This window comes from Microaerobacter geothermalis (genome assembly GCF_021608135.1).
GTDB classification, from domain to species: Bacteria; Bacillota; Bacilli; order DSM-22679; family DSM-22679; genus Microaerobacter; species Microaerobacter geothermalis.
Genome location: NZ_JAKIHL010000046.1, coordinates 1 through 22,723, shown reverse-complemented (window position 1 = coordinate 22,723; position 22,723 = coordinate 1). Strand labels below are relative to the sequence as shown.

The following is a 22,723-nucleotide window of genomic DNA, read 5'->3' as shown; positions in this document are numbered from 1 at the left end:
CGAATAAGGGTTGCCTGAACCATTAGGTGGAAACTTAAATACCAAACTTCGCTTGAAACAAATCTCTAATCTTTGATTAGGAAGCTCCCACTTCAAACGTGGACACGTTAAGTGGTGAGTAGTTCACCGTCAAAATTGTATTCTATGTTATCTGAATGGACTGTTCAGCACTTCGATGAACTTTCAAACAATTGGAATCGTATGTCTGAACACATGTCTCCTATTAAGATTGAGCCACCAAGAGAGGTGAAATAAGATGGATAAAGAAATGTATGAAGTAAAAAGTGTATTTCCAATGAAAAATTTCCATTTATTATTGGAATTTACTAATGGGGAGTACAGAGTAGTAGACTTAAGACCTTTTCTGAAAAAATTGGGGCCGATGAATGAACCGTTAACGAATCCAGATTTTTTTAAAAAAGTAAAAATTGACCCTGATCTAAAAACGGTAGTATGGGAAAATGGAATGGACTTCTGTCCGGATGTGTTGTATGCGAAAAGCGTACCTATAACTTTGCCGGAATCGATTAATTCGTAAAGGGGCTGGTTATGGTGGAATCAGGCCTTCGAAGGTTAATCAAATTAAAGGCCGCACTTTACTCTGGTGGTAGCACCGCAAGATTTTTACGAATGGCAGCGGAAGAATATGTTGGGACTTTGCCGGATAAAGCGTGTGTTGATTGTGGAAGTAGCTCCAAGGTCATCCATCAATTGGAAACGCTAACTTGTACGGTTGGAGATAAAATCCATACTGTTAAAGTAAAAGGTGTACCGATGTATCAATGCGAAAAGTGAAGAAATGTTGAAGAGAATCTATTCTTAATGGCAACATTAGAAGAAATGATAGATGAAGAAATGGCATGGCGGTTGAAACAACGTCAGCCATTACCAGAAGAGATTGAATTTGAGTCTCTTTTGAAAGTGAATCAGAAAGTTCCGGTTTAACCGGATTTTAAAATAAGCGAGTTTGCCCTTATACGGCAGATTCGCTTTTTTTATGTTCAAAAACATAAAAGGAGGAGTTTAAAAATGGCGATTGATTTAAAAGGTGTTGCGGGGATTGTTGATGGAGGAAATCAAACCAAGATCGGAGATTTGATGTGGTTTACGGTTTCAGAGGCTCTTTTCAGTCGTGATACCCTGAAAGAAAAGTTGGTTTCGTCCGGCTTGGGAGGAGAATGGTTGCCTAATGAGATTCGGCTTTCTGATGCTTTTAGACGAGCTACAAAAGCTGTTGAGACCAAAAAGTTTTCTGGAGTTGAGGGGGTTTACCACAATTACCTCATCCGGGAAGTTGCCTCAGACAGCACCATGATTCAAAGAAACGTTGTTTGCGAAGAGGTAGACACAAAAGGCAAACGACTTAGTTATAACGAAAGGGCAGCCATCATTATCCTGGATAAGAAATTTGGTAGTGTTACTACTTCAGCCAGTGATCCGGTTGCCCAAGAACTAGTAGAAGAGGTCAAAAGACTGTTTCAAATTTTCCGCAACCATTATAGCTCACAGGCAGTTCGTCAGATGGTTCAAAGTATTTTGAGAAGCATGTCTCCTACTCCAGTCCGGCCTTCTGGAGGAGTATACTTTGTCCCACGTGTACATCAAAATCGATTGGAAAGCTTGTGCCGTTTCCTTTCCAGCCTGGACTCCTGTGAAGGGTTTAAAGTTCCGTTAATCAATACAGCGGAAAATAAGGATATGGTCCGGCAGAAACTTTTGGAACATCTAAAGAATGTCCTCGACAACTGTCACCATGGCCTGAAGAATGACCTTTCCAAAGGTCAGATAAAACCGCTTATTGAGGATGCCAAAAATGTTGTTAACGGGTTCAGGGACTATGAAAACATCATTGATAGTGATATAGAAATGATGAAATCTCACGTGGAACTTATTCAGCAACAGATTCAATTGATGGTTGAAAAATTATAAAACTCCCTACCGGGGAAAGGAGGCGATATTAATGAATAACCACTCGTTCCCCGGTAAAGGGGAATTATGTCAAAATCCAGAATGTGTAAAATGGAGGAAAATCAACAAAAGGAATTTTGAAAAATACGCTCAGATTGCTGAAAAGCTGTTTGAAGCTTATCTTGAACAAGAGAATCCTTACCATTTTTTCGAGCTTACCAAACATGCTAGAAAAAGAACCGTAGAAAGAGCTATCAATACATTTCAACTGTTTGGTGAGGTTGTTGCAAACGGGTATGTTGTTGGTTATCAGCCAAAGGGTAAAGTTATGATTATCAAGGGATTCATGAAAATAGGCAAAGGGCTTTACCGTTCCTTGCATGTTCCTTTGAAAATCGAAGAAACAGATGAGGGTTTATTGGTAAGAGTACTGACTGTTTTTGATCCAAGCTATTCCTCTCATCTCTTTGATGAGAAGTTGGAACAGCGAATCTGTTGGTGCCAACCACACGACCTTGATGAGTTGTAATTTCAAAAAATCATGCTACCATTGAAGTAACAAAAAATGGAGGTGGTAGTCATGAGCAGAAGGGAGTACAAATATATGAGTTTGGCTGAAGCAATCAAAAGTCAGGAAGAGAATTTTTCCGATGAAACCTGTTTCCACTGTTCCAGCAAAACTGTGATTTCTAAAAAGACGGTTCCTTTCCTTGGCATCACTGTATGGGATTTGCCGTTACAGGTATGTCCAAAATGTGGCGAAGAATACCACCGGGCATCCATAGGGATTGCAGTTGAACTGTTGCAAGAAAAGCACAAACTGCACGGTGGATATTATGTTAAGGATCTATTGGAGATAGAAAGGGAAGGGAAAATTCCGGAACATTGGAATGCAGAGTAAAGTAAATCAAGATACGTTTAAAAAGCCGAGAGTTACCCAATCATGGGTCTTTCGGCTTTTTTCATAAAAGGAGGGATTGTCATGGTTCAAAATATTCACCGTATCGGGTATACTCCTATTAAGGAGGGATGGCTCATGAGGAAATTTCATGTTGTCCTTATACCTGATTCTGAAGATGGTGGTTATACGGTGGAAGTTGTAGGCTTGCCCGGATGTGTAACACAGGGCGATACATTTGAAGAGTGTTTGAAAAATGCCAAAGAAGCCATTGAACTTCATCTCGAATGCTTGGAAGAAAAGGACATAGCGATTAATCCCATTTTCGCAACGGTTGAGGTGGGATAATGCCGCCTTTACCGATTATTTCAGGAAAAGAGGCCTTAAAAGCTTTTCAAAATGCTGGTTTTGAAGTGGTGAGACAAAAAGGCTCTCACGTTCATCTTAAAAAAGATCAGTATCATGTTACGATCCCTCTTCATGATCCGATTAAGAGAGGGACACTAAGAAGTGCTATCCGTCAATCAGGGTTGAGTGTGGAAGAATTTGTAAGTTATCTTAAATAAATCAAGATTCGTTTAAAAAGCCGAGAGTTACCCAGTCATGGGACTTTCGGCTTTTTTGCGTTTTAAGGAGGAATTAAAAATGCGGCTTAGGGAATGCCCGAAGGATCGGAGACACAAAGTTTTCGGTACTCCCTTCTCATTTGGAGGAAGGGAGTTTGTTTGCCCGGACTGTGGAATTGAATGGCATGTGAGCAGGCGAACAAAAAAAGTCAAATATCTCGTTTTTGATGAAATGGGAAAAGTCACTAAAAAGGAATCGTTTCCTTTAAACATGTTTCCTGAAATTCAGAGAGCAGAAAGTAAAAATATGCATTAAAAGGAGAGAGGTATTTATGTTCGGAAAAGTGAACGAGCTTAAAAAGTATTTGTCGTCCCAATTCGTTGAAAGGGAAGAGATCATTGAAGCTTTGTTGTTAGCTCTAATTTCCCGTCAGCATGTTTTATTGATTGGACCTCCGGGAACCGGGAAGTCAAACCTGGTTTCTGAATTGGCCAAGTTGATACAAGGTATAAATTACTTTCAATGGCTACTTTCCCGATTCAGTACCCCGGAGGAACTGTTCGGACCGGTTTCGTTGAAAGAATTGGAGCAGGGGGTATATAAGCGGAACACGAAAGGAAAGATGCCGGAGGCTCACCTTGCGTTCGTGGACGAAACGTTTAAAGCTAATAGTGCCATTTTGAATAGCCTCTTAACACTGATTAATGAGCGCTTGTTTTACAATAACGGGACTCCTGTTCAGTCTCCGCTTATATCAGTGATCGGAGCTTCCAATGAATGGCCGGAGGAAAAAGAAGGATTGGAAGCCTTATTTGACCGCTTTCTGCTTCGATTTGAAGTGGATTATATAGGAGAGAATGCAAATTTCATCAATATGATGAAGGGTGCTGGAGTCACTAATAAAAAACCGACACTTACTTTGGAAGAATTGACTCAACTTCAATTTTTCTGCGATATGGTCACCATTCCTGACGATGTGTTTGAAACGATTGTTAAAATCAGGACCCAGTTAAAGGATGAAGGAATCAGACCCTCTGACCGTCGGTTCCGTCAATGCCTCAGCCTCCTTCAGGCAAAAGCAATGATGGAAAAAAGGCAAGAAGCGAAGATTTCTGACCTTTCGGTGTTGGCCAATGCCCTATGGGAAACAGTGGAACAAAGAGAAACAGTCAAAGAAATCGTAAAGCAACACTCAATGGATAAATTGAAAGCCAGACTAGAGGAAATCGTTAGCGAAGCAAAGGACATTTATGAGCATGTCAAAGCTTCTCAAACGACTGATTCCGGGCTGGAAGCAACGGAAAAATTAAAGGCGTTGTCAAGGGAAATTCAGCAGTTAAAAGGGTCTAATCCGGCACGAAAAACAGAAATAGAAGATGTAGCGGTAAAAATTGAAACTGCCCGAAAGCAAATTGCGGCAGCAATATTAGGAATTTAACAAAATCACGTCAGAATTCCCCCGCTTCTATAAGCGGTGGGATGAATGACACTTGACTTGTAAACTTGAAAAACCGTGATACGATACAGGCAAGAACATCCCGTAGAAAGAAGGGATACCATGCAGTTCACCTATCAATTTCGGCTGTATCCAACAAGAGAGCAAGAAGAAAAGATGAATCGAACGCTGCTTCTCTTGCAACGCTTGTATAATGCAGCCAAAGAACAGCGAGAAATCGCCTATAAGCAGTTTGGGAAATCGGTATTCTATTCCCACCAGCAAAGCGAATTACCCGAACTGAAAGAGGAATTTCCCGAATACAAAGACATTCATTCCCAAGTGCTACAAGATTGCCTGCAACGGGTAGATGATGCCTTTCAGCGTTTCTTTCGTGGTGTAGCCGGATACCCCCATTTCAAGTCCAAAGATCGGTACCTTTCCTTTACCTACACTCAACCCGGTGCGGTAAAAAAGACCTTTGCCAAAGAAGGATATGTGTACCTTTCCAAAATCGGATTCATGAAAATAAACATCCATCGACCCTTTGATCAGAAAAACGTCACCCAGATCAACATCAAGCGAAACGCCGACCAATGGGTAGCCAATATCACCGTGAAAGAGGAATATCCGGATATCTCTTCTTCCATTGAAAAAGCCGTTGGCATTAAGGTAGCCAAAGCCCATCGAAAAGTGGCCCAAAAACGAAATGATTTCCTGCATGACCAATCCTTCCGTATTGTTCGTGATCATGATCTGATTGCAGCAGAACAGCTAAAGATTCGTACAGGCAACGGTCGTAGAAGCAAGAAGCCCCCGCCTCTAAGCATTAGCGTAGGCGGTGGGAGCATTCACAGGGGAGGAATATTTATGCTGTTTAAACTTGGTCAAATATTTGTGACAAGTGGGGTACGGAACGCTATACCAGAAGAAGACATCAGTAGAGGGTTAGTTCGTTTCGTAAAAGGCAACTGGGGAATTGTTTGCAAAGAAGATTGGAAGATGAACGATGAGGCAGTATGTAATGGAGGACGAATCCTGGGTGCCTATCTAAGCTCCAACCACATCAAGTTTTGGATAATCACGGAAGGGGACAGGTCCGCAACGACTATCCTCCTTCCAGATGAATATTAGGAGGTTTTCAAATGGAATCCGTATTAAATACCGACCGTTTTGACCGCCGCAGATTTCGAGAGATTTACGGCCAGTCAGAAAAAATGCAGGAGATTCATGAGTCAGGAAGGCAGATTTTGCCTTCCTTTCTCCCTTTGATGGGCGACATGTGGGCATCGCTTTATAAGATGTCACCTGAATTAAAAGAGAACGTTCATCCAAAGTTGGAGATAAACCGGATGGTGATGGAGCAAGTGATGAACGATCATTTGTTTCAAAACTTCCGGGAATATACCCGATTGGACGATTTTGCTTCAGCCCTTGGTGCGATCAAATTTTCCGAGAAAACCAGGGAGTGGATGGAGCGGCAAAAGAAAATGGATGAACGTTTAAACGAATTACTAAATCAAGCCTTAGAAGCGCAAAGAGAAGCCGAGCAAAAGCAGCAGAAGGCCGAACAACTGAAGCAACAAACAGAGGAAGCAGAACAAAACGGGGACAAAAATACATCCCAGTTAAAAAAGAAAGCAGAGAAAGCACAAGCGGAAGCGGATCAGGCACAGGAAAACGCCAATCAGGCGATTTTCCAAGCTGCCCATACACTGCAAGGAAGTTTAAATAATGGTTTTTTCCAACAAATGATTGCCGCCGCAGCCAACGAAACAAGAGAAGCGAAAGAAAACGTGAAGTCCCTGTTAGGAGGTTTTCAAGCTGGAAACGGAGATGCCGAATTGAGAAAAGTTCCACTTCGGGACCAATTAGCATTGGCAGATGTCCTTTCCAGCCATCAAAAGCTAAAGAAAATCGCCGAATGGGCAGGGCGTTTTAAGGCGATTGCCCGGCAGAAACAAAAGGCAAAACATGTTGAAACTGTTGAGCGGAACGGAATATCCATAGGCAATAGTATCGAACGACTGTTGCCAATGGAGTTGGGATACTATAGCAATCCCGTCACGAAACAAGACTTCCTGCGTCGTTTTGCGGAAGGTCAAACCCTTCAGTATTCGCCTGAAGGAAAAGAAACGTTGGGGAAAGGCCCGATTATCCTTTGCTTGGATCAGTCCGGATCAATGAATAGACTGGATGAGCAAAGCAAAGGGTTTGCCTTGGCTCTCATGATGATTGCAAGAAAACAAAAAAGAGATTTTGCCCTGATTCTTTTTTCTACGGTAACCAAGACGCTTATCTATGAAAAAGGGAAAATCAAAACAGATGATCTAGTTGAATTAGCAACCACTTTTTTAGGAGGAGGAACACACTTTGACAAACCGCTACTTGAAGCGGTGAAGATCATCGAAAAAAGCCGGTTTAAAAAAGCGGATATTATTTTTGTCACAGATGGAGAAGCAAACCTTTATTCAAAATTTATTGAGAACTTTCAACATAAAAAGAAGGAAAAGCAATTTCAGGTACTTTCGATTGTACTCGGTGATGAAAAGACAGATACTGTAAAATTGTTTTCTGATGAGGTTGTTAAAGCCTCTTCGTTCACCGACAATTCGGTAACGAATAGGGCATTTAGGATTTGAGAAGGGGGCTGAATGAGATAAGGGTTGTAGAATCAGTGGAAGACAAAAAGATAGTCAGTTGGGAAAGAAGCATCCGGTAAAAGAACTGATGTACCAACCATAAGGAAGTCAACCACCCCACGCCTAAAGGCGGGGGACCCCGGCGCAGGAGTACATTTGTTGGGGATAGCAACAATCAAACGAAAATGCGAGTCCAGCGACATAATAGCCAAAAAAATTGGAGATGATAGATAAAAACCAAATAAAATGATGAAAATCCCTGTTGAGGTAGCTCAATGGGGATTTTTTGTTTTTCAAAACTTGCATAATCGCCCTATAATTTCATATAATAAGAACAAACGTTCCTTTTGGAGGTATTCCCATGCTATCTGATATCGAAAGGAAGGTCCTTTGCATCGTTCGTAATTTTTCGATTATGCAGGGACGGACACCAACGGTAAGAGAACTAATGAGAAAAACGGGAAGATCATATCATGGGATCCTGGAAGTACTGGATAAATTAGCTGAAGAGAGGTATATCGAATGGTCCAGGAAGAAGCCGAATGAGATTGTTCTAATCCAATCTTGGGAAACAAAATGGACTTATGAAAAGATCCGACCCTACTCATCATAGGGCTGGTGTTTTTTTGCGAAGTTTTCTCTCTAATTGAAGTGAAACATTTGGCAGGAAATACCGTATTTATGCAGAAAGTGTATGTACAAAAAATGGGGAGGAGTAGGATAATGGGCAAAACAAAAGAACCTTTCTACAAAAAATGGTGGTTTTGGATTGTTGTTATCATCATATTTGGTGCTTATGTAGGAGCAACATCAGAAGAACAAAACACATCAACTGAACCTACTAAAGTAGAACAAACGGCGGAAAGTAAGGAAGAAATCAAAGACTATCAGGAACAGTCGAAAGAAGATATATCTCAAATCTTACCCTCTACTAAGAAACCTGAAGAACCGGTTACTAAGTTACCTGAAGAACCGACGAAAACCGAACCGGTAAATCAAACAACGACAACTCAAACAACTGAAGAAAAAACAATGGAGGAGAAAAATCCCCTTGAACAAATACCTGGAATCCTGATCGTTCCCGTAGTTGAACATGTCGATGGAGATACCATCAAAGTCAAAATCGATGGAGTGGTAGAAACGATTCGATTCCTTCTTATAGACACACCTGAAACAGTACATCCCAGCAAACCTGTTCAACCTTTTGGTCCCGAGGCAAGCGAATTTACAAAGAAGATGACACTGGGGAAAAATGTTGGCCTTGAATTTGACGTATCACAAAGGGATAAATATGGCCGGCTTCTGGCTTATGTATACGTAGAGGATGGAAGAATGCTCAACGAGATGCTTCTTGCAGAAGGTTTGGCCCGTGTAGCATATGTATATCCTCCCAACGTGAAATATGTTGATCGATTCAGGGAAATCCAGAAAAAAGCCCAGCTAGAGAAGAAGGGAATCTGGTCGATCGAAGATTATGCCGCTCAGGAGCAGGAGCAAAAACAAGAGCAACAATCGGCACAACCACCATCAACCGGATCTGGATCTGGTAGCCTTGTAATATCGGATAAAAATCTTAGTGATGAATATGTCGAGATCAAAAACACAGGTTCCACCTCAGTAAACTTGAGCGGCTGGATTCTGTTGAGCGTCCGAGGAAATCAAACCTATTCGTTCCCAAATTATGAGCTTGAGTCCGGGGCATCCGTCAGAGTATGGAGCGGGCCAAAGGTGAAAGAAAATCCGTCCGGCCTAATTTGGACATCAAAATATATCTGGAACAATGATGGAGATCCAGCGCAGTTGGTGGATCCAAACGGGAAAGTGGTTAGTTCAATGGAGTAAACCACAGTCACAAGAAATGATTTTTTCGTTATGTAAAGAAAGAGAGGAAAAAAATAGCTGCCTATTTAATCAGGCAGCCTTTCTTATTTTTTTCTTTTCCCCCAGATATCCTTTTAACATCATCGTTAATTTCTTTGGCGAATTTTAATGCCTCGTTAATAATCTCCTCTGTTTCCTCCTCTCCAAAAGCATCTAATATATACCCAAAATACTTCGTCAGGTGCATATGTACATAATGCCTTTGGCAGTCTACGCATCTGCATATGTTATAAGGATTGTGTCTGCGAGAAAAATGATGCGGCTCTGGCGCAAAAACTGTCTCAATCAATTGGATTACCCCCTTTCTTGATATCATTATATCAAACATACGTTCCTTATAGAACTAAATATTTAGAAAAATAATTTTCCTTTTCTTGAAGGAAAATGTAAATTTATGTAGAAGTTTATCCTTGAATTGGAAAAAAGGAGGTATTTTCTTTGATGAAAGCAACTGGAATTGTACGTAAGGTAGATGAGTTGGGTCGTATTGTACTTCCGATGGAATTGCGCCGGACTTTCGGAATAGATATAAAAGATTCATTGGAATTTTTTGTTGCTGGTGATCGGATCATTTTGAAAAAATATGAGCCTGCATGTACATTTTGTGGTGGGATGATAGAGACGATTCGCTATAAAGATAAGGTCATTTGTAGTAGTTGTGTTAATTTGATGAAGGTAAAGAGTTAAGTAACCAGATAGGGAAAGGATGAAGAAAAAAATTATGGAATATCAATACAATTATGAAGGTAAAGCCTATTGTTGCAATTGGACTATCCAATGGAATTTTAAATTAGAGCCATTTGTGAAAGACGGGGAATCGTCAGGCGTTGGTAGATTCTTAGGAATAGATGATGGTCAAATAGCAGTCCAAATGTGGTTTGTTGAACCAGGAATCAAAATAGAAAATGGGCAAGGGTATTCTGTAATGTTGGACACTGAAAGTAAAGTTATTACGATTTTGAAGAAAGATGAATAATTTCTATACTTTTCCCAGGAAAGCGCAGAAAGTGACATAAGATGACAGAAGCTTAACTTTTTTATTTCATCTTTCTACATTCACTTTAATAATTTTCCTCATGAATTCGGATATTTATTCTTAAGAATAAATACAAAATTACAGCGTAAAGATAAGTCCCCGGAGACCCTAATCAAAAATAACTTAAGAAAGGCGAGTTCTGAGGACACTTGAAATAAGGGGTAAAGGTTCAACTGGTGGATTTTGTATTACCAATCGAACCGGCTTTAAAATCATACTATAAAGAAGGACAAAAATTTTTTTTGGGGTAGGATTATTATTTGAATTTTACTGGCTTCTAATTTGGGGTTTTATTATTACTTTGAGCTTATTTCTGCTGTTTAGACCTTGGTGACTTTGGCTATTTCCTGCTTTCGTATTTATTGAATTTCTAATGAGTTTCATCACTAATATTTCTATAAAAAGCCATGGGAAGTTTTATAGTGATGTTATATATTATGAATTTAAAAAAAGATGCTAAAAAAACCTCATGAGCTAGGTCTTTATTATTTTAAGAAAATGTTGAAGGTTCTCTGAGTGTATATTGATAGGCTTATGGATATCACTCTCCCATTTTCGCACAGTCTTTTCAACTACTCCAAGAACTTTAGCAAATTCCTTTTGATTAAATCCATGGTATAGTCTTGCCTTTCTAATCTTCTGTCCTAAAGTATCTTCCGGCAATTTTTCAAAACAGCCCAAATATGCGTTACTTACACCAAGGGCTTTTGACAATTTCCTAAGGCTTGGAAGAGTAGCTTTACTTTTATCTTTTTCTAATTGACGTATGGCGGTAACCGAAATTCCTGTAGCATTGGAAAGTTCAACTTGGGTCATTCCTTTTTTAAGTCTGGAAAGTTTTAATCTTCCTCCAGGTGTATCAGGTAGATTAATGATGTTTAGTGATGACAAATTTGTACTTTTTTCAAGTAGCAAATGGCAGTTGTTCTCTTCACGGTCATGGATTCATGGCAAGTACCAAGAGAAAACGGGAGGGATAATGAACAGATAATCTCGCCCTGCTAAGTGTGACTCCGCCTTCTTCCAAGGGTTGTCTTAGAATATCTATTAGTTGTCTTGGGAATTCCGGAAGTTCATCTAAAAATAAAACACCTCTGTGGGCCAATGAAATCTCGCCCGGTTTAGGAATGGGCCCCCCTCCAACAAGTCCGCCTTGTGAAATCGTGTGGTGAGGGCTGCGAAAAGGTCTTTTCGAAATCAACCGATTCGTCTGTTCTAATTGACCCGCTACGCTATAAATTTTGGTAACCTCAAGAGATTCAAAATGGGAAAGAGGGGGAAGAATGGATGGCAAGGCTTGTGCAAACAGGGTTTTGCCGGAACCTGGAGTTCCGGCCATTAATACATGATGCCAACCTGCAGCTGCCACCTCAAAGGCTCTTTTTGCCGTGGAATGACCTTTAATATGGGAAAAGTCAGAACGATCAGAATGATCCATTTCTTTGTTCCTCTTGAATTTTTCGATTGATAAACCGTTTGCTTCACGGAGGGGCAATTCCTTTAAATCTTGAAGATGTATCAATGGGAATAAAGGAAGATTCCCAATTAGCAATGCCTCATCAATGTTTTCTGTGGGAAGGATAAATTTATTAATTTTGAGGGCATAAGCCATCTCTGCAACGACTAAAATACCCGATACGGGGCGTATTGAACCATCCAATGCCAGCTCACCCATCACCAATGTATCCCGAAAATAATCTGGTTCCAACTGTCCGCTTGCCATTAATATTCCTATTGCAATGGCGAGATCAAAGCTTGTCCCTTCTTTCTTTAAGTCGGCCGGAGCCAGATTTACTGTGATACGCTGCATTGGAAATGTAAATCCGCTGTTTTTTATAGCTGCCCTCACTCTTTCCTTCGCTTCTTTAACCGCTGAATCCGGTAATCCTACTACCGTTAAGCTGGGAAGTCCGTTGCTTATGTCTACTTCAACCTCAATTTGATGTCCTTCGATCCCGATTGTTGTCCCACTTAATAGTTTGGCATACATGTATTCTCCACGCCCCCATAAAAATTAAAGTTTATATCACATCCTGATTTTACCATAGATATATATCAACTGGAATATTGAATAAATATATTTCTATTACCACTAATTTGTATTTATCGGAATTATGTATGTGACTAAAAACAAAGCTGCAAAACTGATTTTAATTCGACGTTACCTTCATAATTGACAGACCATTGCTGTTTTTAAGATAATAGAGACAAATTTTTTGTCAGGGGGAGAAAACCATGTATGATCCTTTACTATACATGGGATATTTTATTTTATATACAATATTTGTTCTCTGGTTAGGGAAACACGGGTTTGACAGGAGTGAGAGTATAAGAAACTATTTTATTGCGAATCGTTCCCTCGGATTACTTGCTAGCATTTCTACTTTTGGAGCCACTTGGTTTAGTGCAGCATCTATGCTTGGGCTTCCTGGTCTTGTATATGCTTATGGGTATTCAGCGTTCTTTTACAGTACCGTTTCTTGGTTTTTAGGAGCAGTTTTTCTTATCATCCTTATTGATCGTCTATATTGCTATGATATAGTGACGATTCCAGAGTTTTTTCTTAAGAGATACAAATCCCCTACATTGCAAATTATTTCCGGTCTTGTTCTCATCTTTAGCTATATTCTTTACTTGATCATACAAATTCGGGGATTTGGTATCGTCGTCAGTCAGCTTCTTGATATTCCTTATAGTATTGGGGTATTGTTGGTCTATTTGTTTATCCTTTATACGACATTTGGTGGTCTTCATTCCGTGGCGCGGACTGACATTTTTCATTTTGGGTTGATTATTCTTGGTTCAATTGTTGCAGCTCTATTGATTATCAGGGAGGTTGGTGGAATTGGAGAAATCCTTGGAAATGTGAAGATGTTTGACCCTTATCCCCCTGAAAAATTTTCTTGGATTACTTTTATTAGTGCATTTTTTTCTTTAGGTCTTGGGCTGGCAGCTAATCCACAGTATGCGATTCGTGTCATATCAGCCAAAAATAAAAAAACGGCTAAACAAATGATCGCATACAGTTTAGCCATACTGTCTATAATTTATCTGTCGATGATGATGATTGGTATGGGTACAAGGATATTAATTCCACAAATTGATTTAGCTAGTATAGACGAAATTTTTCCCTATGTGTTGGCTGAATATATTTCATCTCCGTTAAAAGGCCTGATTTTAATCAGTATAGTTGGGGCGTCAATTTCTACAGCCAACTCTCAGTTGCTTTTGTTAGCCAGCAGTTTGGGATATGATGTAATCCGAACTCTTTTTCCCAGACGCGTGGGTGATTTGAAGTTGTTGGGATGGAACAAGTATTTGATCTTTTTCCTGGGAACCGTTTCCCTATTTTTGTCTTTCACTCCTCCTGTCGGACTTCTGGCATTTAGCGGACAAGTTTGGGGGTTGATTGCTGCTACATTCTTTTTCCCTTTATTTGGAGGTTTACTTGATAAGAAAGCCACCAGAAGAGGAGCGATAGCTTCATTAGCAAGTGGAGCTGTGGTTTATGTTTTTGGATTTTTCTTAATTCCCGGTGATTGGCCAAAGCTAATACATCCAGCGCTTCCCGCTGTTTTGGCAGCTGGTTTTATCTTTTGGGTCCTTCGGGAGGAATCGTCATGAAGAAGAAATCAATTGAGCGTAAAATTATGTTTCCTTTTCTACTATTGGTTTTGTTCCCCAGTTTAGTAATTGGAGCCGTATCCTATTGGACGGTGTATACAGTATATCGGAATATAAATTTTGACTATGCAGAAAAACAATTATATTCGGCTGCTTCCTTTTTGGAATGGCTTCGATCAGAGGGTGAAATTAAGAGATGGTCTCCAGAACAACAACGGGAAATAGCTTTGTCTTACTTAGCCCAACATCCATCAATAATAGTTCGAGAAATTGAATCAGGTCAGTCATCAAAAGAAGTTAGTAGGTATCGTCAAAAGGATGGTGGCTGGTGGAGGGAACGATGGCTGATGTTGTTAGATGTTGAGGGTTGGGACTGGCAGTTGGCGTATCCTCTGTCTTTTTCTTATTTTACGGAACCATTGATGGACATACAGAAAAATACGATGTTGGTGGTGTTAATAACGAGTCTGGTAGCAGTTGAGATAACCATAATTTTGGCACACCATTTGTCCAAACCCCTTAAACAATTAGCTCAGTTCTGCCAAGGTATTAGTGAAGGAATCAACAAAATGACACATGATCTACCTAACAAGCGGAAGGATGAAATTGGAATTCTTTCTGACTCTCTAAAAAAAATGGTTAATAAACTGGAAGAGAAAAACTACAGACTTTTGGCGATGACGCAATTAAACGATACAATTTTAAAGAGCACCCACTTAGGTATTGTAACTTTGCATAATGAGGAGAAAGAAACTCTCAATCCTGCTGCGATGCATATGGTTGAACAACATCCAGCTTTATTAGAAAGAATAAGACAACTAAGGGACAGAAGCAGCCAAGAGATAAATGGTCGGATGGAAGAAACCTGGGTTATGGAAGGTGAACAAGGGACCTCTTTTTATGCTGTAAGTCGTTCGCCCATGCGTGGAGAAAACGACCAGGCAAATGGGTTATTATTTACCTTGGAGGATATTACACAGCGAAAGAGAATTGAAGAAAAATTGGAAAGAATGGATCGTTTGGCATCTCTAGGTGAATTGGCGGCAGGTCTGGCACATGAAATCCGCAACCCATTGGCAGGAATTAAGACAACCAGCCAAATTTTACGCAAGCGCTTATTCCTTACTCAAGAAAATAAGGATTTGTTTGAAGGGATCATCGTTGAGATTGACCGGTTAAATCAGATAATCACTAACCTTCTTCGTCTAGCCCAACCAGTTAAAACTGAACCTCGGCTTGTAAAGATCAATCAGGTAGTTCAATCCACAACTTCTTTGCTTCGGAAAATATGTGAAGAACAAAGAGTTCGTTTAGTCCTTAATATAAATCCAAAGGCGGAAGTGTGGATTGATCCTGATCATTTTAGACAAATATTGCTTAATCTCTGCCTTAATGCAATTAAAGCTATGCCACATGGGGGGTTGCTGATCATCCGGGGAGACTGTCGGGAGACGGACTCTTATAGTGAAGTGGTGGTGGAGGACACAGGGGTTGGTATGGATGATAATACTCTCAAAAAAATATTCAACCCTTTTTTCACCACATTTGCAGATGGAACCGGTTTGGGATTATCGATAGTTCATCAGCTTGCCGTGCAAAACCGCGGGGAAGTAGAAGTAAGAAGTCAGTTGGGGAAAGGGACTTGTTTCACCCTAAAATTTCCCCCTACGGAGGAGGGTCGATTTTGGACAAAAGAATTTTAATCATAGATGATGAAAAAACTCTACGGCTATCTCTTTCTGTCGGATTTTCCGATGAAGGATACCATGTGGAAACGGCTTCTACCGCTGCGGAGGGATATGAGCGGATAGGACGTTTTTCTCCTCATGTCATTTTTCTGGATCTACGTTTACCCGACAGGAGCGGACTTGATTTATTGGACCAAGTGAAGCAGGAATATCCGGCTGTTACTGTGGTGATAATGACGGCCTATGGGGATACCAAGAGCACCGTTCAAGCTATTAAGAAAGGTGCTTTCGATTACATCAACAAACCGTTCGAGTGGGAGGAAATTTATTTTATTACTAGAAAGCTGTTCGAACATCTCAGTTTGCAGAGTGAAATCGAGTTTTATCGCCGGGAGGTTCGCAAACAGAGAACGGACAAATTGATCGGAAACAGCGTTGTAATGAACCGAGTCAAGGAACATATCAAACTGTTAGCAGGTGCAAGGGACACCACTGTGCTCATTGAGGGGGAAACGGGGACGGGCAAAGAACTGGCTGCACGATCACTGCACGAATGGAGTGAAAGGAGGGAAAGGCCGTTTCTGGCAATCAATTGCGGGGCCATACCTTCCAACCTTCTGGAGAGTGAGCTTTTTGGTTATGAAAGGGGAGCATTTACAGGTGCCGGTAGGGAAAAACAGGGATTATTGGAATGGGCCAATGGTGGTACGGTGTTTCTCGATGAAGTAGGAGAGCTTTCAGTAGAAATGCAGGTCAAACTCCTTCGTTTTCTGGAGGAACGAAAGTTTAAGCGAATCGGAGGACTCCATGATATTAGTGTAGATGTACGGGTGGTGGCAGCCACCAACCGAAACCTGTTGCAAATGGTGGAAAACGGGGAATTTCGTTCAGATTTATTTTATCGTTTAAATGTAGTGCCGATCCACCTGCCCCCTTTACGCGAAAGGGAAGAAGATATCTTGTTGCTGGCTGAATATTTTCTTAATGATTTTTCCAAGCAGATGGGAAAGGATCAACTCATTTTTTCATCGGAAGCAAGGGAGATCTTGGTCGCCTATGATTGGCCGGGAAACATAAGAGAATTAAGAAACGTGATGGAGCGACTAGTTATTTTGCACCAGGGGGGAGTGATTCAAGCCAGTGATGTGGTTTTGAATACAGCGGTAAAACCTGATTCGCGAAGGTCCGGACAAAATATTTCTGTTTACGATACTGATAATGATTCCCTTTTTACAAATGATTTTTTACTGGACCAGAAAGTGGAAGAAGTGGAACGGTATTATATTGACAAAGCCTTGAGGCTTACCAAATGGAATGTAAGTCATGCCGCAAAACTTTTAGGTATAAGCCGTTATTCCCTGCAGCGCCGAATTAAAAAACTTTATCCCGCTAAGTAGAACTTCCGGTAATAAGCAGTGGAAAGCGTAAAATGAATATTTATGCATAAGCGAAAGTGTGCAAAAACGCCCGAAACGGGCGGTTTTTTTGTGCGTGATCGAACATTGCTTATATCACAATATAATGAATAGTTGAAAAATCAAGGATAATATTAAGATTAAATTTTGGCATGAGATTTGCTTAGTTTAAAAAGTGATTTTATAAATAAAAGGGGGACTTATTTATGTCACAACTATCATTAGCGCCTAAGAAGAATTGGAATATTTTGTTGGGTGCAGCGTTTCTTATGGCCACTTCCGCTATTGGTCCGGGATTTTTGACCCAAACAGCCGTATTCACGGAACAACTTTTAGCCAGCTTCGGATTTGTTATTTTAATGTCGATTATACTTGATATCGGCGCGCAGATGAATATCTGGAGGATCATTTGTGTATCGGAGAGACGGGGACAGGACATTGCCAATGCCGTGCTTCCCGGCCTAGGTTACTTTGTGGCCTTTGCGGTGGCTTTAGGAGGGCTTGCCTTTAACATCGGAAACATAGCCGGGGCCGGCCTTGGTTTCAATGTTTTGTTCGGTGTGGATACGAGAATAGGTGCCGTCATCACTGCCCTTATAGCCATTGGGATCTTCTTGTTTAAGGAAGCGGGGATTGCGATGGATCGAATCGCCCGTTGGTTAGGAGCCCTCATGATCCTGCTTACTACTTATGTCGCTTTGGTTAGCGATCCGCCAGTAGGTGAGGCGATTTTCAGAACATTTGCCCCAGAGAGAATTGACTTGCTTTCGATTATCACACTTGTTGGAGGAACAGTAGGAGGTTATATTACTTTCGCCGGTGGGCACCGCTTGATTGATGCCGGAATTAAGGGAAAGGAAAATTTAAAGGAAGTTACAAAAAGTTCTGTGTCAGGAATCATTATCGCTTCCCTGATGAGGATTATCCTGTTCCTAGCTGTTCTTGGTGTGGTATCACAAGGCCTTAAATTGGATCCCGCAAACCCGCCAGCTTCCGTTTTCCAATATGCGTCAGGGGTGATCGGGTACAAGTTTTTCGGTCTAGTATTGTGGTCCGCAGCCATTACATCGGTGATCGGTGCCGCTTACACATCCGTTTCTTTCCTGCGCACCTTTTCATCTAAAATTGAACGCAATAATGCCAAGGTAATCATTAGTTTTATCGTCGTTTCCACATTGATTTTTGTCAGCATAGGTAAACCGGTGAAACTCCTCATCTTTGCCGGGGCTTTTAACGGATTAATCCTTCCCCTCACCTTGGGAACAATGCTGATTGCAGCATATAAAATCAATATCGTGGGAGATTATAAGCATCCGATGTGGATGACTGTCTTCGGCACTATTGTGGCATTGGGAACCGCTTATCTAGGTGTGATGACGCTGATTAATCAGATTCCCAAATTATTTGCCTAGGCAGGAAAATCGAATATCCCCAAAGTAAGGGTGCGTTTACGCGTACCCTCTTCTTTATGTCATCTGCTAATATAGATATAAAACCAATGCGAATGGGGGGAGTCAAATGTCGTCGTTTACATTTAAGCCATTGGGGGATTGTGGAGTTCGTATTCAAATGGGAGAGAAAATCGACCCCGCTATCAATGGGATGATTCGCAGTTACTGCCGGTATCTGGAAGAATTTCCTATCGTAGGGATCGTCGAATGGATACCGACCTATACGGCTGTAACGGTATTTTATCAACCTCACGTGATCCGATACAAAGAACTTTGTAACCGATTGGAGCAAGTTTTTTATGAAATGAAACAAGTAACATTGCCTCCGGCTCAGGTGATTACGATTCCCACATTATATGGCGGAGAATATGGTCCTGATCTTTTTTATGTGGCAAAATATCATGGGATGACCGTTGAAGAATTGATACAAGTTCATAGCCAGCCTGACTACTTGATTTACATGATGGGATTTGTACCAGGTTTTCCATATTTGGGTGGGATGAACGAAAAAATTGCCACCCCTCGTTTAGAAAATCCGCGATCTGCTATTCCTGCTGGTTCAGTAGGGATTGCAGGGGCACAGACCGGGATTTATCCTATCGAGACACCGGGAGGGTGGAGGTTGATCGGACGTACTCCAATTCGTCTGTACGATCCTTCTGATAAAAATCCTGTTTTGCTGAAGGCCGGGGATTATCTTCGCTTCCAAGCCATTGATGAAGAGGAGTTTAAGCAGATCGAAGAACAAGTGAAACTGGGAACTTATCATGTCGAACGAAGTCCTTATAAGGGAGGAGAATAATATGGCAGCTTGTGTTGATTTAAACAGTGATTTGGGAGAAAGTTTCGGACATTACAGGATCGGTAATGATGAAAAGGTGCTTGATTTTGTCACTTCCGCTAACATTGCATGCGGATATCATGCTGGGGATCATAATGTGATGCATCGAACGGTAAAAATGGCTGTTGAGAAAGGAGTCGGGTTGGGAGCACATCCTGGTTTGCCCGATCTGATCGGGTTCGGCCGCCGCCCTATGGAGGTTTCTCCTGAGGATGTGTATAATTTTACGATCTACCAAGTCGGAGCATTACAGGCTTTTGCTCGCCTGTATGGACAGAGGCTTCAGCATGTGAAGCCACATGGAGCGTTATTTAACATGGCTTCCAAAGATCCTGTGATTGCAAAGGCCATTGTTCAGGCTGTTTATGATTTGGATAAGGAATTGATCCTGTTTGGGCTTGCTGGAAGCGAACTGGTCAAGGCAGGACAAGAAGCTGGATTGCAGGTGGCGCAGGAAGTTTTTGCTGATCGTACGTATCAGCCTGATGGTACTTTAACTTCTCGAACACAGCTAAATGCAATGATCCATGAACCTGAAGAAGCCATCGCCCGGGTGATTCGCATGGTGACGGAAGGAAAAGTAACTGCCGTAGATGGAACCGATCTTGATATTCAAGCCGACACAATATGTGTTCACGGCGATGAACCACAGGCTCTTGTTTTTGTGCAAAGATTGCGTCATGTTCTGCAGAAGAACGGAATTGATGTAAAAAAGGTAGGAGATCGATGATTAAAGCATTTGAAGTGATAAATCCGGGATTGCTTACCACCGTTCAGGATCTGGGTAGGTACGGATTTCAGCAGTACGGAATGGTAGCGGCGGGAGCGATGGATTCCTTCGCTCTTCAGGTAAGTAATTTGCTGGTTGGAAACCCAAGAAATGAAGCGGGGTTGGAAATTACCATGGTGGGCCCCGCATTGAAAGCGCTGGATGATCTTGTGATTGCCCTTTGCGGGGCGGACTTGAGCCCTACGATTGAGGGTAAAAAGGTGCCTTTATGGAAAAGTTTTTTAATTCGTAAAGGACAGGAATTACGTTTTCATGCCCCCGTTCAAGGAGCAAGGACTTATCTGGCCATAGCCGGCGGGATCGCTGTGGAAAAGGTAATGGGGAGCAAGTCCACTTATTTGAAAGCATCCATCGGAGGGTATCAGGGAAGAGCATTGAAAAAAGGTGACGTTATTGAAGCTGGTCCGGTATCCAGTGATCTATCCCGTTTGACGGGAAGGGGGCTGTCACCGGGTGACATCCCTCATTACGGCAAACATGTTACCGTTCGTGTCGTTTTGGGACCGCAGGAAGACGCTTTTACACCCGAGGGACTGGACGCTTATTTATCCGGAATTTATGAAGTTACTCCGCAATCGGACCGGATGGGATACCGCTTAAAGGGACCGGTGATTCAACATAAAGAGACGGCCGATATTATTTCCGATGCGATTGCTCCTGGGTCGATTCAGGTCCCTTCGAACGGACAACCTATTATTTTACTTGCAGATCGCCAGACAACCGGTGGCTATACGAAGATAGCAACGGTGATTACGGTCGATCTGCCGCTGATCGCTCAGCTTCTTCCCGGGAATACCTTGTCATTTCAAGCGATTGAAGTGGAAGAAGCGCAAAATCTTTATATTCAGCAGGAACAGCTGCTGTCCAAGCTGCAAATTGCAGCGGGGGCGTATTAAGTAAGGAGGCGAGAAATATGAGCAATGAATTATCTTCTATTCGCGAGGCGATCCGGAGGGGAGAATGGTCGAAACCTACATCCGGATTGGCTCCGGGGTATACGCAGGCAAATCTGGTCATTCTGCCGAAAAGATATGCTTATGATTTTTTACTGTTTTGTGTCCGTAATCCAAAACCCTGCCCGTTGTTAGAGGTGACGGACACCGGGTCTCCGGTTCCGGTGGAAACTGCACCAGGAGCAGATCTAAGAACCGATTTGCCTAAATACAGGATCTATAAACATGGAGAATTGATTGAAGAGCTTAACAATATTTCAGATTATTGGTCTGATGATTTCGTTTCTTTCATTCTTGGATGCAGTTTCACCTTTGAGCGGCCGCTGCTTCAAGAGGGAATACCGGTTCGTCATATTGAAGAAGAGTGTAATGTTCCCATGTATCTTACCAATATCGCCTGTTCACCGGCAGGTGTGTTTTCCGGACCCATGGTGGTCAGCATGAGGCCGATGAAACCGAAAGATGTAATCCGGGCTGTTCAGATTACTTCTCGATTTCCTTCGGTACATGGTGCACCTGTTCATATCGGTAACCCTAGAACCATTGGAATTAAAGATATTAATAAGCCAGACTTTGGTGATCCGGTTACGGTCTATCCTGATGAGATTCCTGTATTTTGGGCCTGTGGAGTGACGCCACAAGCGGTAGCTATGGCCAGTAAACCGGAGATTATGATTACTCATGCTCCAGGCCACATGTTTATTACCGATTTAAAAGAGGAACATCACGCTCTTTTATAGCCTGATGTTAAGTTAATAAAGTAGACTTAAAATAATGAAATATTAATTCAGTGAGTCTAAAGTGTACACTGTCAGTTGACTTGGAGCACTGCGGGCATGATACCTGTTGAAAAGGACGATACGGCAAGATTTTTGTTGGCATGCGATATTATGTCCGCCACTCCATGTAAAGCCTTCTCCTTACGCCGCTAGGCGCAACTTATCATCGTTATGCTCGGGAAACGATCAGATTAGCTCAAGCATTAAAAGAGCGTGGAGCCTTTGTAATCGGGATATCAGATTCACCTGTCGCTCCTATTGCGGAATACACGGATATTCTTCTGTCAGTCTGTTTACCTGTCATGTCCACGATTGATACAGCTCCAGCTGTTTTTTCACTCATGAATGCTTTAGTGGCAGGTGTAGCTATTCAGGATCGGGAAAAATTTCAGCATCGAAAAGAAAAATATGAATCCTTTCAACTGGAGGATTTCTTTTTATTGAAAGGAGAGACTCGCAAGTGAAAACAATCATGAATGAAATAAGTTCGATCGTGAATCTAATAAGACCGACAATAATGGAGATTTTTGATCACCTTCATCAAAACCCTGAAGTCAGTTGGAAAGAAGTCGACACAACAAAATATATAGTCAATTTTTTACGAGAGATCTGTTTCAATCAAATTGCTTTCATCCATTTATGAGTTGAAAGAAATCTATTATTCTAATATTCTGGTTATTGCCTAAATCTATCCTGAAAATTAACTCGTTGCACGAACCAAAAAAAACAATACAAAACTAACCCTAGGCCTTACAAAATATGGTTAGGGTTGAAGAGCGATGATTCCTATCGTTTGTGTCAAGATGCTTCTGATT

Annotated in this window: 26 protein-coding genes and 1 pseudogene; 24 read left to right on the top strand and 3 right to left on the bottom strand. The window is 41.5% G+C overall.

Going from position 1 to position 22,723, the window contains the following annotated elements; genetic code table 11:
• The first annotated feature begins 256 nt into the window (after nt 1–256).
• The 13 genes from L1765_RS14120 to L1765_RS14065 all read left to right on the top strand — a co-directional run bounded on the left by L1765_RS14120 (nt 257) and on the right by L1765_RS14065 (nt 9,292).
• Nucleotides 257–538, top strand: coding sequence for a DUF2442 domain-containing protein (locus L1765_RS14120; RefSeq protein WP_236408133.1), 282 nt, complete (start codon nt 257–259; stop codon nt 536–538).
• Between the two features lie 11 nt (nt 539–549).
• Nucleotides 550–795: a hypothetical protein gene (locus L1765_RS14115; protein WP_236408132.1), complete on the top strand. Its 246-nt coding sequence runs from the start codon at nt 550–552 to the stop codon at nt 793–795.
• Nucleotides 796–822: 27 nt separating this feature from the next.
• The gene (locus L1765_RS16010) at nt 823–945 is read left to right on the top strand and encodes a hypothetical protein (RefSeq protein ID WP_268928938.1); all 123 of its coding nucleotides are present in this window, start codon (nt 823–825) and stop codon (nt 943–945) included.
• Between the two features lie 84 nt (nt 946–1,029).
• Entirely contained in the window at nt 1,030–1,929 is a 900-nt protein-coding gene (locus tag L1765_RS14110; protein WP_236408131.1) for a DUF6744 family protein, read from the top strand.
• A 31-nt stretch (nt 1,930–1,960) separates the two neighbouring features.
• Nucleotides 1,961–2,437, top strand: coding sequence for a hypothetical protein (locus tag L1765_RS14105; protein ID WP_236408130.1), 477 nt, complete (start codon nt 1,961–1,963; stop codon nt 2,435–2,437).
• Nucleotides 2,438–2,488: 51 nt separating this feature from the next.
• Complete coding sequence (locus L1765_RS14100) at nt 2,489–2,809, top strand: YgiT-type zinc finger protein (protein WP_236408129.1); 321 nt, start codon at nt 2,489–2,491, stop codon at nt 2,807–2,809.
• A gap of 81 nt (nt 2,810–2,890) precedes the next feature.
• Nucleotides 2,891–3,154 carry a type II toxin-antitoxin system HicB family antitoxin gene (locus L1765_RS14095; protein WP_236408128.1) on the top strand — a complete coding sequence of 88 codons (264 nt, stop codon included), beginning with the start codon at nt 2,891–2,893 and terminating at the stop codon, nt 3,152–3,154.
• Nucleotides 3,154–3,372, top strand: a complete 219-nt coding sequence (locus L1765_RS14090) for a type II toxin-antitoxin system HicA family toxin (protein ID WP_236408127.1) — start codon at nt 3,154–3,156, stop codon at nt 3,370–3,372. Before L1765_RS14095 ends, L1765_RS14090 begins: the two co-directional genes overlap by 1 nt.
• Before the next feature lie 332 nt (nt 3,373–3,704).
• Nucleotides 3,705–4,811: an AAA family ATPase gene (locus L1765_RS14085; protein WP_236408126.1), complete on the top strand. Its 1,107-nt coding sequence runs from the start codon at nt 3,705–3,707 to the stop codon at nt 4,809–4,811.
• A 75-nt stretch (nt 4,812–4,886) separates the two neighbouring features.
• Complete coding sequence (locus tag L1765_RS14080; RefSeq protein WP_236408125.1) at nt 4,887–5,942, top strand: RNA-guided endonuclease InsQ/TnpB family protein; 1,056 nt, start codon at nt 4,887–4,889, stop codon at nt 5,940–5,942.
• An 11-nt stretch (nt 5,943–5,953) separates the two neighbouring features.
• Nucleotides 5,954–7,450, top strand: coding sequence for a VWA domain-containing protein (locus L1765_RS14075; protein WP_236408124.1), 1,497 nt, complete (start codon nt 5,954–5,956; stop codon nt 7,448–7,450).
• Nucleotides 7,451–7,811: 361 nt separating this feature from the next.
• Nucleotides 7,812–8,063, top strand: a complete 252-nt coding sequence (locus L1765_RS14070; RefSeq protein ID WP_236408123.1) for a winged helix DNA-binding protein — start codon at nt 7,812–7,814, stop codon at nt 8,061–8,063.
• Between the two features lie 110 nt (nt 8,064–8,173).
• Nucleotides 8,174–9,292, top strand: a complete 1,119-nt coding sequence (locus L1765_RS14065; protein WP_236408122.1) for a thermonuclease family protein — start codon at nt 8,174–8,176, stop codon at nt 9,290–9,292.
• Nucleotides 9,293–9,353: 61 nt separating this feature from the next.
• On the opposite strand, the gene L1765_RS14060 is transcribed toward L1765_RS14065, so the two are convergent.
• Nucleotides 9,354–9,620: a hypothetical protein gene (locus tag L1765_RS14060; protein ID WP_236408121.1), complete on the bottom strand. Its 267-nt coding sequence runs from the start codon at nt 9,618–9,620 to the stop codon at nt 9,354–9,356.
• A gap of 152 nt (nt 9,621–9,772) precedes the next feature.
• Here L1765_RS14060 and L1765_RS14055 point away from each other — a divergent pair, with 152 nt between their 5' ends.
• Together L1765_RS14055 and L1765_RS14050 are read left to right on the top strand one after the other, a co-directional pair.
• The gene (locus L1765_RS14055; protein WP_236408134.1) at nt 9,773–10,018 is read left to right on the top strand and encodes an AbrB/MazE/SpoVT family DNA-binding domain-containing protein; all 246 of its coding nucleotides are present in this window, start codon (nt 9,773–9,775) and stop codon (nt 10,016–10,018) included.
• Nucleotides 10,019–10,037: 19 nt separating this feature from the next.
• Nucleotides 10,038–10,307 carry a hypothetical protein gene (locus L1765_RS14050; protein ID WP_236408120.1) on the top strand — a complete coding sequence of 90 codons (270 nt, stop codon included), beginning with the start codon at nt 10,038–10,040 and terminating at the stop codon, nt 10,305–10,307.
• Nucleotides 10,308–10,841: 534 nt separating this feature from the next.
• Here L1765_RS14050 and L1765_RS14045 read toward each other — a convergent pair.
• Together L1765_RS14045 and L1765_RS14040 are read right to left on the bottom strand one after the other, a co-directional pair.
• A complete protein-coding gene (locus tag L1765_RS14045; RefSeq protein WP_236408119.1) occupies nt 10,842–11,282 on the bottom strand; it encodes a helix-turn-helix transcriptional regulator in 441 nt (146 codons plus the stop codon).
• Between the two features lie 22 nt (nt 11,283–11,304).
• Nucleotides 11,305–12,357 carry a YifB family Mg chelatase-like AAA ATPase gene (locus L1765_RS14040; RefSeq protein ID WP_236408118.1) on the bottom strand — a complete coding sequence of 351 codons (1,053 nt, stop codon included), beginning with the start codon at nt 12,355–12,357 and terminating at the stop codon, nt 11,305–11,307.
• Nucleotides 12,358–12,602: 245 nt separating this feature from the next.
• Here L1765_RS14040 and L1765_RS14035 point away from each other — a divergent pair, with 245 nt between their 5' ends.
• From L1765_RS14035 to L1765_RS16005, 9 genes and pseudogenes are all read left to right on the top strand, one after another.
• On the top strand, nt 12,603–13,991 hold the full coding sequence (locus tag L1765_RS14035) for a sodium:solute symporter family protein (protein ID WP_236408117.1): 1,389 nt from the start codon (nt 12,603–12,605) through the stop codon (nt 13,989–13,991).
• Nucleotides 13,988–15,694 (top strand): sensor histidine kinase, encoded by a 1,707-nt coding sequence (locus L1765_RS14030; RefSeq protein WP_236408116.1) that lies wholly within the window; start codon nt 13,988–13,990, stop codon nt 15,692–15,694. Before L1765_RS14035 ends, L1765_RS14030 begins: the two co-directional genes overlap by 4 nt.
• Nucleotides 15,676–17,076: a sigma-54-dependent transcriptional regulator gene (locus L1765_RS14025; RefSeq protein WP_236408115.1), complete on the top strand. Its 1,401-nt coding sequence runs from the start codon at nt 15,676–15,678 to the stop codon at nt 17,074–17,076. The genes L1765_RS14030 and L1765_RS14025 overlap by 19 nt, the downstream gene beginning before the upstream one ends.
• Before the next feature lie 224 nt (nt 17,077–17,300).
• Entirely contained in the window at nt 17,301–18,506 is a 1,206-nt protein-coding gene (locus L1765_RS14020; RefSeq protein ID WP_236408114.1) for an NRAMP family divalent metal transporter, read from the top strand.
• A 106-nt stretch (nt 18,507–18,612) separates the two neighbouring features.
• Nucleotides 18,613–19,347 carry a 5-oxoprolinase subunit PxpB gene (pxpB, locus tag L1765_RS14015; RefSeq protein WP_236408113.1) on the top strand — a complete coding sequence of 245 codons (735 nt, stop codon included), beginning with the start codon at nt 18,613–18,615 and terminating at the stop codon, nt 19,345–19,347.
• Nucleotide 19,348: 1 nt separating this feature from the next.
• Complete coding sequence (locus tag L1765_RS14010) at nt 19,349–20,116, top strand: LamB/YcsF family protein (protein WP_236408112.1); 768 nt, start codon at nt 19,349–19,351, stop codon at nt 20,114–20,116.
• Nucleotides 20,113–21,072, top strand: a complete 960-nt coding sequence (locus L1765_RS14005; RefSeq protein WP_236408111.1) for a 5-oxoprolinase subunit C family protein — start codon at nt 20,113–20,115, stop codon at nt 21,070–21,072. The genes L1765_RS14010 and L1765_RS14005 overlap by 4 nt, the downstream gene beginning before the upstream one ends.
• A gap of 17 nt (nt 21,073–21,089) precedes the next feature.
• The gene (locus L1765_RS14000; protein ID WP_236408110.1) at nt 21,090–21,869 is read left to right on the top strand and encodes a putative hydro-lyase; all 780 of its coding nucleotides are present in this window, start codon (nt 21,090–21,092) and stop codon (nt 21,867–21,869) included.
• Nucleotides 21,870–22,078: 209 nt separating this feature from the next.
• Nucleotides 22,079–22,372 (top strand): annotated as a pseudogene (locus L1765_RS16005) (MurR/RpiR family transcriptional regulator); the annotation flags it as partial.
• Nucleotides 22,373–22,723 lie beyond the last annotated feature (351 nt).